Source organism: Hymenobacter persicinus (genome assembly GCF_004167665.1).
Taxonomy (GTDB): Bacteria; Bacteroidota; Bacteroidia; order Cytophagales; family Hymenobacteraceae; genus Hymenobacter; species Hymenobacter persicinus.
The window spans coordinates 20,439-31,032 of the sequence record NZ_SEWE01000049.1; the positions used below are offsets into that span (position 1 = coordinate 20,439).

Genomic DNA, 10,594 nt, shown 5'->3' on the forward strand with positions numbered 1-10,594 from the left:
TTTTTTTTGGAGGTCATCGCAACGCTTGCCGGTCCGGGTGCCTCTAGGATAATAAGGCACTAAAACCCGCCCGTTGCCGTTGATAAGACAGCCATATTTGGCACGGTTCCTGACTTTTCCGGTTCTCACTCCAAGCGTATTGCTATGCCCTTCCACCGCATCTTTCGCCGCTCCGCAGGCCTGTTGCTTGTCGGGTTGCTTTCCTTTCAAACTGCTGCCGTAGCCCAGGCTGCCCCGCCCCGCGACGTGCTACGTGAAATCACCGACGTGGTGGGCCTCAAGCCCCGCTTCGACCTGCGCGCTACCACAGCCGTGCAGAACGCTGCCGCCGTGGTGTACAGCGGGCACCGCTACCTGCTGTATAACCCGCAGTTTGTGGCTGCCGTGAACCGGGCTGGCCGCACCGACTGGGCCGGCATCAGCATTCTGGCCCACGAAATGGGACACCACCTCAACGGCCACACCCTGCTGGCCGGCGGCAGCAAACCCGCCGACGAGCTGGAAGCCGACGAATTCTCGGGCTTCGTGCTCCGCAAGATGGGCGCCAGCCTCGCCGAAGCCCAGGCCGCCATGGCCCTCGTGTCGGATGACGCGCCCTCGCCCACGCACCCCGGCCGCGCCGACCGTCTGACGGCCATCAGCACCGGCTGGCAGCAATCCAACAACCAGATTGCGGCCAGCACCCGCACCGCGGCCCCGTCGGCCGCCCCGGTGCTGCTGGCCAGCCGCCAACCCCAGCGGGCCACGGCCGAGCCGGTGAAGGTGGTGGGTAAAATCACGTTTCGCGGCAATCCGGACGAGGCTTACCTGCTCACCAGCCGCCTGAACGTGATGCGCGTGGACGCCGACAGTGGCACCACCGAGCTGGTGGGTCGCCTGACTCGCTCCACCAACGCCGCCTTCCCCTACGTGCTGGTGGATGGGCAGGAGCGCCGGCTCTACGTTAGCGCCAACGGGGGCGTGTACAACACCCGTGGTCAGCAGGTGGGGCTGCTTTCGGACCCCTCGTAAGCCCGACTGCCGCTTCCGGCGGCTTTCTTTTTTGCGCAGTCAACGCCCTTTCCGGCTCCGCGGGAAGGGCGTTACTGCGTTTGCGCCGCTCTAGTGGGCGCTAAAGTCCGCGGGCGTGCCAGGGCCCGCGGGCAGCGGCAAAATCTTGGTCGGCGGCAACTCCACGGCCCAGCTTCCTGTTAAGGTAGACGGGCGCCGCCGACCGGTATTTTCCGCCCCGCCGCCCGTTTTTTCCACCCTTTTCCGCTACCCGTGCCCGAACTACCCGAAGTCGAAACCTACCGCCGCTTTCTGGACGAAATCATTCTGCACCAGCCCATCACCGCTTTCGAGGTGCGCGACGCCCACGTGCTGGGCACCGACGAAGAAACCCTGCGCAAAAACGTGGTGGGCCAGCAGGTGACGGCCACCCGCCGCGTGGGCAAAAACTGCTTTCTGGAGCTCACCAGTGGCGCCGTGCTGGTACTGCACTTTGGCATGACCGGCGACGTGGGTGCCTACCGCGACGACCACGACGCCCCGCGCTTCACCCGGGTAGCCCTGCACCTCGCCGACGGCTTGCGGGTGGCATTCATTGACCCGCGCAAGTTTGGCCGCATCCGGCTCGCCGACAGCGTGGCCCAGTATCAAAAAGCCAAGAAACTCGGCCCCGATGCGCTGGATGTAACGGCCGCCCACCTGCAGCAGGTGCTGGGCGCCAAGAAAATGATGATCAAACCCCTGCTGCTCGACCAGAGCATCACGGCCGGGCTCGGCAACTGGATTGTGGACGAAGTACTGTTTCAGGCCCGCATTCATCCGGAGCGCCGCGCCAATACGCTTTCAACCAAGGAATTCAAGGCCCTGCACGCGGCCGTGCAGCTGGTCCTGACCACGGCCATCACCCACGAGGCTACTTACCGCCATTTCCCGGCCTCCTTTCTAATCCATGCCCGTGAATGGGACACCTCCGCTACGCCGGATACGGAGCAGCACCTCTATTGCCCCCGCCACCCGAAGACGCAGATTGCAAAAACCTACGTTGGTGGTCGGGCCACCTATTCGTGCCTACGCTGCCAGGCATCTCCGAAAGCAGAAGAATAATACTATTCACTATATCAAAAACCCGCGTTTCGATATCGTTACGCGGGTTTATTCATTTACAACTAGCCTGAAGCACAAAATCTTATGTTTGATTTATCAAGTGTAACTTTCTCCATAAAATGTTTGAATAATTGTCTTTTTCCGCGATATTCCGAACTATGTTATTTACCTTTGAGTTAGGACCTCGACTACCAAGCAAGGTGCGGGGAAGTACAGTGTTGTTGGAAAAGTAATTGCTCATGCCTCACGGCGCCGACGCGTTTCCGCGTCAAGTTTCATTCACCCTATTCGTTCCCATGAAGAAAATGTCCGTTTTGCTCGGCCTTGCTGCCGCAGCCTCCCTGTCGTTGGCCTCGTGCCAGAAAGAGCTGGAGCAAGTAAAGCCTGCTGATCAGGCCAATGCCGCCGCAACCCAGGGTCAATCGAAAAGCGAGCTGCTCTCTGCCAGCCCGTGGCGCCTGACCGACATGACCACCACGACGGCTGCTTCGGCCGCCTCGAAAGAAACGGCTACCGTGAGCCTGCTGGCTCGCCTGAAGCCTGCCGTCCGCGACAACGTGTTTACGTACGCCGCCGGTGGTGAATACAGCATCAACGAAGGCGGCCTGAAAGTTCGCCCCGAAGCTCCCCAGCTGCTCACCGGCACCTGGAAGCTCAGCGAGCAGGGCGATTCGCTGACCATCACCCGGGAAAACACCGTGCGCCGCTTTGCCGTCGCCGAACTCACGGCCACCACGCTGCGCCTGAACCGCACCGAAGCCGGTGCCAACGGTGCCGCTCCGACCACGTATTCGAGCGTGTACTCGCACTAGTTTCCGCCTTACCACCGTTCAAATTCATCAAAAAGGCCTCCCGGCGCCGGGAGGCCTTTTTGCGTTTTTCCGCGAAGTTGTACACCGGCCGGTTTAGTTCATTGTGCTAAGTCCGCCCAGTATCATCACGCTACAGGCCCCGAAGCCGATAATGAGCACCAGCAGGGCACTGAGAAAATACGGGGCGGCACTCGCACCCGGCTTGGAACTCACCAGCCGGAACACGCCCAAGGCCAGGTTGACTACTACCTGCAACCCGTAGACCATGGCGAAGGGAATGGCACTGCCGCCCCGCGTACTCGGCACCAGCGCCCCCAGCACCACCGCCGCGGCCAGTACGCCCAGCAGGTTGTTGCGCAGAATATGGTTGGTGGGTTTGGGCGAGACAGGTTCCATAGCACCTAAAAGTTAGCGTTTTACACTCAGGACTGGGCGCAGTTGCTGACACCCACTAGAAAGATTACAAAGGCCGATACCAGGCAGGCAAACCCATTGTCGCTTTGCCCTTGGGAGGAGAACAGCATTCCCATAACCGCATTGATGAAGGCCAGCGCAAACAGGATCAGGAAAATGCCCGAATCAGGGGGCAGCAGCGTCCGGGCACTGTGCAGCAGCAGTACCACGGCCAGGTTTGCCCCCACAATGCGGCCAAAGTAGCTTCGGGGCTTCGGGTTCTCTTCCATCAGAGCACGGATTTTTCCCGCAGCTCGGCCAGCCGGGTCAGCTTTTCCGGGTCGCGGTAAAACAGGTTCATCGTCTCGAAGGGAATAATCTTCAGATCCTTCGAAACGATGTGGACGCAAGACTTTTTCACGGCCCGCACGTCGAAGTTCCAGGCGTCCATGAATTGCAGGATGATAACCCGGAACAGGTTTTCGTAGCGCAGGTTAGGGGCCTGAATGTTGGGCAGGCAGCACAACAGCTGGTTGAGCTCCGGCGTCACGGTATCGACGGTGTTGGCGGTGCTGAACAGCTTGAGCAGGTGCTGGCGCAGGCGCGGGTCGTGCTCGTACACGATGGTGTTGCCCCCGCTCTGCAGCAGGTCGGCGGGCTGCACGTAGCGGGTGAGCGGAAATACCTGGCCCTCGAGCTTGAGCGCGTAGCCCATCACCAGCGCGTCGGGGTTGCAGGGCACGGGCAGCAGGTCGGCGGCCGTAAACAGGCTCTGGTCGATGATGCGCTGGCGGGTTTCGGTGAGCGTGAGGCGGTCGGTGGCGGGGTCGAAGTTGGCGAGGCGGCCGGCGGCCTGGGTGGGCTGAAACGTGACGCCCCGCACGCAGCGCTGCTGCAGGGCAAAGTCGATAACGGCGCCCATTTCGTCGTCGTTGAGGCCCTTTTGCAGGGTCACGACCAGCGTGGTGCTCAGGTTGTACTTGTTGAGGTGCGCTAGGGCCTGCTGGCGCACGTCGCGCAGGTCGCGGCCGCGCAGGCTTTCCAGGGCTTCCTTTTTAAACGAGTCGAACTGCAGGTATACCTCGAAGGCGCCCTCGTAGGTAGCCAGCCGGGCCACGAAGGCTTCGTCCTTGGCCAGGCGCACGCCGTTGGTGTTCACCATCAGGTGCTTGATGGGCTTGCGCTTGCACATATCCAGAATCTCCCAGAACTGCGGGTGCAGGGTGGGCTCCCCGCCCGAAATCTGCACCACGTCGGGCTCACCCTCGTTCTCGACCAGTACGTCCACCATGGCCTCAACCTCCGCCAGGGTGCGGTGCCGGCCGTGGTGGGGGCTGCTTTCGGCGTAGCAGGTGGGACAGGTCAGGTTGCAGCGGTCCGTTATTTCAATCACCGTCAGGCACGAGTGCTGCTCGTGGTCGGCGCAGAGGCCGCAGTCGTAGGGGCAGCCGTAGTGGGTGGCGGTGTTGAAGCGGCGCGGGGTTTCGCTGGGCTTGACGTAGTTGCGGATGCTCTTGTAGTACTCGATGTCGGTGGCAATGAGCACCCGCTGCCGGCCGTGGTCGGGGCAGCGCTTGAGCATGTACACGCCGCCGTCCTCAAAGACGATTTTGGCCTCCACCCGCCGCAGGCAGTGCGGGCACAAGCTCAGGGTGAAGTCGTAGTAGGTATAGGGACGTTCGGGCATGGAAGCAGAAGGGAGTTAGGCGGTGAGATGCTGGTTTAAAGTAGCTTGTTCCTGTTCGGTTAGCTGGCTTTTCCTGAAGTGGATGGTCATTTTTTCTGGCAGCTTCACCGCATAGTACTCGGACTGCTGCCGAATACTTTTAAATGAATCATACCGGACAGTCACCTTCACTCCCCTTTCCTGCACTGTCAAGACTTCGGTATCTAGGTGCAGGTCGAATTCGGCTGTCTGGAATAGAGCGGGCCGCACAAGGATAATTACGGCTGGCTTCAGAAGATAATAGATACCATATACCAGGCAGAAGCCCCCGTAGCCCACCGCAAAATGGAGTGAGCTTGGATACAGGTAAACTCCACAGCCAATAACCAGAGGCCCGCCCACTATTCGCACCGAGTTTGTCCATGTAGAATTACCGAAGTAGTATTCTTTAAGAAATAGGTTGATTCGTTCGGCACGAGTAATTACCTGATATGACATGTTACTGATAATATCTGTGGCTTAGTTCTGCAAGATAGTTTTAGTTGAGTCCCGCCCCCACAGCCACCCATAATACCCCAGCCCCGCCACGCAGGCCCACTGAATGGCCGTAAGCCCCCAGCCGCTGGGCGCGGGCGTGGGCTTGATAAACTCCACCAGAAGCCGGAACAGCAGGTAGCCGGCCATAAACAGCCGGAACCGCCAGCCCTCGGGCAGGGGCCGACGGCGCTCCGTAAGCCACAGCGCCAGGCCCAGCACGAGCAGCCAGCCGATTTCGTAGAGGTTGGTGGGGTGGCGCAGCACTCCGTCGCCGAAGTCGATGGCCCAGGGTAGCGCAGTGGTCGTGCCGAAGGTGCCGTCTTCGAGGCCGGCGAAGTGGCAGCCCAGCCGACCGATGACCATGGCTACGATAATCGGGAAGACCATCAGGTCGCCGCTGGAGGCCGTCACGCCGAGGTGTTTCTTGGTCAGCTCTACCCCGACCAAGCCACCCAGCAGGCCGCCGACGATGGTTTTGTTGGTGAAATAGTACAGCCAGCCGCCGGGCGGGTGGGCCAGCAGCGCCGGGTGCTCCAGCAAGCCCAACACCCGGGAGCCCAGCAGCGCCCCGGCCGCGCAACCCACAAAAATCCAGAGGCGGTGCTCGTCGGAAATCCGGTCGGTGGTGCGGGCGCGCAGGTGCTGGTAATAGCGGTAGCCCAACGAGTAGGCCAGCACTTCCAGCAACATGTGCACCGGCAGCACCAGCGGCCCCAAGGCTAGGTGGACGGGGTAAGTCACGTTGGGTTTTAGTGGGTGGTTTCTGGTTTTAGGTCAGCGCGCTTGGCTAGTCAGCCGACAAGTACGGAAGGTTTGAGAAAACACAAAGCCCTTCGTCGCGCCGGACAAAGGGCTTTATTTAGCTTAATTTAGCCGTAGCAGACGCCAAGGTCGCTAGTGGCAGGTGGGCTCATTACCGGGACTAAAAACCAGAAACCACCTACCCAAAAACGACTCTATTCCTCGTTGTTCTGGCGGGCCGCTTTGCGAGTCAGGGCCGTTAGCGGGGACTGGGTGATTTCCGACTCGCTGTCGTAGCCGGTGCGGCGCACGTTGGCGGCGGCGCTTTCCCCGGTGGCGGGCAGGGCGCGGTTCAGCCAGGCCAGCAGGTCGGTGGTGGTGCCGGGCAGCAGGCCGTGGAAGGCTGCCAGCAGCTTGGCCGGCAACGACAGAATCACTTCCCCGTCGCCGCGGCGGCAGGCGTTCCAGATCTGGCGGGAGGCCTGCTCGGCACTCATGGTCAGGCCCGGCAGGGAGTCAGCCACGCTAAACCAGGCGTATTCCTTCTGCTGCTGACCCTTCACCAGAGCGTGGCCCGGGCTGCCGGTGCGCATCAAACCGGGGCAGACGGTTGTCACGCTGATATCGTACTGGGCAAGCTCGGCGCGGAAGCCTTCCGACAAGCCCACTAGGGCAAACTTGCTGGCGCTATAGGGCATCAGGTGGGGCAAGGCGACCTTGCCGCCCAACGACGAGATGTTGACGATGCGGCCGGCCCCGCGGCGGCGCATGCTGGGCAGCACGGCCATCATGGCGTGCAGCGGGGCCCAGAAGTGCAGGGCCATGGATTCCTCGTAGTCGCGCAGATCCATGTTTTCGAGCGGGCCGCCGAGGATGATGCCGGCGTTATTGACCAGCACGTCCACCGGCCCCAGCCGCCGCTCGACCTCCGCCACCATGGCCCGCACTTCCGACTCGCTGGTGATGTCGTGGCTGAGCGTGATAACGTCGGCATCGGCGGCGCCCAGGCTCAGCAGATCCTGGCGGGCCCGCTCGAGTTCGTCGGCGTCGCGGGCGCAGATGGCCACCCGGGCGCCTTCGGCCACGGCCTGCCGGGCCAGTACCAGGCCCAGGCCGCGGGAACCGCCGGTGATGAGCACCACGCGGCCGTTGAGGTCGTAGGAGCCGCGGCGGTTGGCAAACAGCGTGGCGGCGGCCAGCAGGGCGCCGGCTCCCGCCGCGGCCAGCCAGGTGTTTCGAGTTTCTCGCTTCATGCCCCTATGTAAGGAAACCGGGCCGGAAAGGTTACGTCCCGGGGCGGGCAGTTTTTTCGGGGCGGCTGAATGAAATAGCGGCCCCCGGGCGTTACAGACTGCGGGCTGTGCATTTTGGCACCATATTTACGCACCCAAACCACCCCGCGGTGGCCGCCCCGCCCCTTTTGGCGCCGCCGCTTCTCCCCGTTTTTTCCTTTGCTGCCACTTATGAAAACCACCCTGCTTGCCGCCTTTTCCCTGCTGGCCGCCACCGCCGCCCAGGCCCAGACCACCCCGGTGAAAACCAAGACCAAGACCGAAACGGCCTCCGCCACGGTGAAAACCAAAACCAAAGCTCCGGCCGCGCCAGCCGCCGCGCCCCGGCCCGTGCCCACGCCCCCAACCGAGAAAGTCGAAGCCAAAGCCACGGCCCTGACCGCCAACATGCGCCAGGCTCTGAACCTGACGCCTGCCCAGGCCGAGAAAGTGCAGCAGATCAACGTGACCAGCGTGCGCAACGTGGAAACGGCCCGCCTGCAGTACCGCACCGACTTGCGCAAGCTCAACTCCGTCATTGACGACATCGGCCAGTCGCGCCTCGCGGGCCTGAAGGACGTCCTCACCCCCGACCAGTTTGCCCGCTACCAGCGCACGCGCGAAGAAAAAATGGGCATCCAAGCGGCCCCCGCCAGCCAGGGCAACGCCGTCCCGGGCCTGGGGGAGTAGCGGGGAGATGGTGAACGGGTGAGTTGTCGTTCGGCTGGCGCGGTACCGCCCCGCCTGTCATTGCGAGCATTCTGCGCATCAAGCAGAGACGAAGTAATCCGTCCTCCGCAAACCACTCCTTATCAGATCAGCAAAAAGCCCCGACGTTGGCATACGTCGGGGCTTTTCTCTTTATGAGGCTTGGCTCGTTGTCCGGGACGGATTGCTTCGCGTTGGCCTCGCAATGACGAGCTAGGAGTAAGCGCCAGCCGAACGTCAAACTCACCACTTCACCACCCCACCGTATCGTAGCCCAGCTTGAGGATGATGCCGCAGACGACGACCAGGAACAAGATGCGGACGAAGCCCGTGCCGCGCTGCAGGGCTACTTTGGCGCCCAGGGCCGAGCCGGCCATGTTGCAGGCGGCCATGGGCAGGGCTACCTGGTAGAGAATCTGGTGGGTGAAGGCGAAGTAGGCCACGCCAGCCACGTTGGTGGCCACGTTTACGAGCTTGGCGGAGGCCGAGGCCGTCAAGAAATCGTAGCCGAACAAGCCCACGAAGGCAAACAGCAGGAAGCTGCCGGTGCCGGGGCCGAAAAATCCGTCGTAGAAGCCCAGCACCACCCCGATGGCCATGCCGTAGAGTGGCTCCCGGTTGGCGGGCAGGCGCGGGGCGTGCAGGGCGCCGAAATCCTTGCGCCAGAAGGTGTAAATAGCAATGACGACCAGCAGCCCCAGCACCATGGGCCGCAGCAGCGCCCCAGGCAGCAAACTCACCACCCGAGCCCCGAAAAACGAAAACAGGGCCGCCGTAATGGCCGAGGCGCCCACGGCCCGCCACCGAATCGGGACCCGTCCGGCGTAGCGCCGCAAAGCCGCCGACGTGCCCGCCAACGACGACACCTTGCCCGTACCCAGAATGGTCGGCACCGGCACGCCCTTGAGCAGCAGCAGCATGGCCGGCAGCTGAATCAGCCCGCCCCCACCCACGATGGAATCGATGAAGCCGGCCAGGAAGGCGAACAGGCACAGCAGCAGAAGCGTGGTGGTGAGCATAGGCAAAGCAGTTCAAAAAGCGGGGCGAAGATAGCAGCCACCTGCCCGGGGGCCGCGCTACCGCAGCGAAAAGGTGTAAGCCTGCGGCGGAAAGCGGCGGCCTTGGCAGCCAAAAGGGACGAGGCCGCCGCTACACGGTGCGGGAGCATAGCCCGGAGCCGCGCCCGAGTGGGATAAAAGGCGCCTCGACGGCAGCACCTCCGGCAAAGACGCGTACCTTCGCAGCGGCCCTTTTGCCGCTTTTCCCGCCCCATGTCCCCTGCTCCCACCCTCACCGGCCCGGCTCCCAGCCTCACCAAGCGCACCAAGCTGATGACCCTGGCTGGGGTGCTGCTGGCGCTGTTTCTGGGCTCCCTCGACCAGACCATTGTCGCCACGGCCCTGCCCCGCATTGTGGCCGACCTGCACGGCTTCGACCGCCTGACCTGGGTGGCCACGGCCTATTTGGTGGCCAGCACCACGCTGGTGCCGGTCTACGGCAAGCTGGCCGACATGTACTCGCGCCGGGCCATTGAGGTCACCGCCATCCTGGTGTTTCTGTTCGGCTCGGCGTTGTGCGGTCTGGCCGGTGAGTTTGGCACCCTGCCGGTGCTGGGCGACGGGATGAGCCAGCTGATTATTTTCCGGGCCGTGCAGGGCTTGGGCGGAGCCGGGCTGTTTGCCATGGCTTTCATCGTCATTGCCGACCTGTTTCCGCCCGCCGAGCGGGGTCGTTACCAGGGGTTTGTGGGTGCCACGTTCGGCACCTCGTCGGTGCTGGGCCCCTTTCTGGGTGGCCTGCTCACCGACCACGGCACGGGCCTGATCCCGGGCATTGCGGGCTGGCGGCTGGTGTTCTACGTGAATCTGCCCCTGGGCCTGCTGGCGCTCTGGTTTATCCTCTCGCGCATGCCCAAGCTCAAGCCTCGCGGCCCCCGCCAAGTCCTCGACTACGTGGCCGCCCTGCTGCTGATGGCGGGCTTGGTGCCGCTTATTCTTGCCCTGCAGCTCAATAAAACCCAGTACGGCTGGCTGTCCGGGCCCACGCTGGGGCTGCTGGCGACGGCGGCGGCCTCGCTCACACTATTCGTAATTCGCTCCCTGCGCTCCCCCAACCCGATTCTGGACCTGACGCTGTTTCGCAACCGGGTGTTCCGGCCCGCCATCCTAGCCGTTTTCCTGCTCGGCGGCTCGTTTCTGAGCATCGTCATCTTCGAGCCCGTGTTCATGATCAACGTGCTGGGCACCACTGCCACCCGGGCCGGCGTGAGTCTGATTCCGCTGTCGATGGGCGTCGTGATGGGCTCGATGCTAGCCGGCCGTATGGTGTCGCGCTACGGCCACTACAAGCGCTGGATGCTGGGCGGCGGGCTG

The 10,594-nt window shown here is 62.8% G+C and carries 12 protein-coding genes; 5 read left to right on the forward strand and 7 right to left on the reverse strand.

Annotated features, from left to right (window positions below):
* Positions 1-144 precede the first annotated feature (144 nt).
* From EWM57_RS17695 to EWM57_RS17705, 3 genes are all read left to right on the forward strand, one after another.
* Positions 145-1,011, forward strand: coding sequence for a M48 family metalloprotease (locus EWM57_RS17695; RefSeq protein WP_129922499.1), 867 nt, complete (start codon positions 145-147; stop codon positions 1,009-1,011).
* 252 nt (positions 1,012-1,263) lie between these two features.
* A complete protein-coding gene (gene mutM / locus EWM57_RS17700) occupies positions 1,264-2,094 on the forward strand; it encodes a DNA-formamidopyrimidine glycosylase (protein WP_129922501.1) in 831 nt (276 codons plus the stop codon).
* Between the two features lie 296 nt (positions 2,095-2,390).
* Positions 2,391-2,906 (forward strand): hypothetical protein, encoded by a 516-nt coding sequence (locus tag EWM57_RS17705; RefSeq protein ID WP_165370564.1) that lies wholly within the window; start codon positions 2,391-2,393, stop codon positions 2,904-2,906.
* Between the two features lie 93 nt (positions 2,907-2,999).
* On the opposite strand, the gene EWM57_RS17710 is transcribed toward EWM57_RS17705, so the two are convergent.
* The 6 genes from EWM57_RS17710 to EWM57_RS17735 all read right to left on the reverse strand — a co-directional run bounded on the left by EWM57_RS17710 (position 3,000) and on the right by EWM57_RS17735 (position 7,496).
* Positions 3,000-3,302, reverse strand: a complete 303-nt coding sequence (locus EWM57_RS17710) for a hypothetical protein (protein ID WP_129922505.1) — start codon at positions 3,300-3,302, stop codon at positions 3,000-3,002.
* 26 nt (positions 3,303-3,328) lie between these two features.
* A complete protein-coding gene (locus EWM57_RS17715; protein WP_129922507.1) occupies positions 3,329-3,589 on the reverse strand; it encodes a hypothetical protein in 261 nt (86 codons plus the stop codon).
* The gene (locus EWM57_RS17720; protein ID WP_129922509.1) at positions 3,589-4,986 is read right to left on the reverse strand and encodes a radical SAM protein; all 1,398 of its coding nucleotides are present in this window, start codon (positions 4,984-4,986) and stop codon (positions 3,589-3,591) included. The genes EWM57_RS17715 and EWM57_RS17720 overlap by 1 nt, the downstream gene beginning before the upstream one ends.
* 15 nt (positions 4,987-5,001) lie before the next feature.
* Positions 5,002-5,463 (reverse strand): hypothetical protein, encoded by a 462-nt coding sequence (locus EWM57_RS17725; RefSeq protein ID WP_129922511.1) that lies wholly within the window; start codon positions 5,461-5,463, stop codon positions 5,002-5,004.
* Between the two features lie 21 nt (positions 5,464-5,484).
* Positions 5,485-6,243, reverse strand: a complete 759-nt coding sequence (locus tag EWM57_RS17730) for a prolipoprotein diacylglyceryl transferase (RefSeq protein ID WP_129922513.1) — start codon at positions 6,241-6,243, stop codon at positions 5,485-5,487.
* A 215-nt stretch (positions 6,244-6,458) separates the two neighbouring features.
* Complete coding sequence (locus EWM57_RS17735) at positions 6,459-7,496, reverse strand: SDR family NAD(P)-dependent oxidoreductase (protein ID WP_129922515.1); 1,038 nt, start codon at positions 7,494-7,496, stop codon at positions 6,459-6,461.
* A gap of 210 nt (positions 7,497-7,706) precedes the next feature.
* Between EWM57_RS17735 and EWM57_RS17740 the strand changes: the two genes are divergently transcribed.
* Positions 7,707-8,204: a hypothetical protein gene (locus EWM57_RS17740; RefSeq protein ID WP_129922517.1), complete on the forward strand. Its 498-nt coding sequence runs from the start codon at positions 7,707-7,709 to the stop codon at positions 8,202-8,204.
* 269 nt (positions 8,205-8,473) lie between these two features.
* On the opposite strand, the gene EWM57_RS17745 is transcribed toward EWM57_RS17740, so the two are convergent.
* Positions 8,474-9,241, reverse strand: a complete 768-nt coding sequence (locus tag EWM57_RS17745; protein ID WP_129922519.1) for a sulfite exporter TauE/SafE family protein — start codon at positions 9,239-9,241, stop codon at positions 8,474-8,476.
* Between the two features lie 252 nt (positions 9,242-9,493).
* On the opposite strand from EWM57_RS17745, the gene EWM57_RS17750 reads away from it, so the two are divergent.
* A partial coding sequence (locus EWM57_RS17750) for an MFS transporter (RefSeq protein WP_165370565.1) occupies positions 9,494-10,594 on the forward strand: 1,101 nt, incomplete at its 3' end.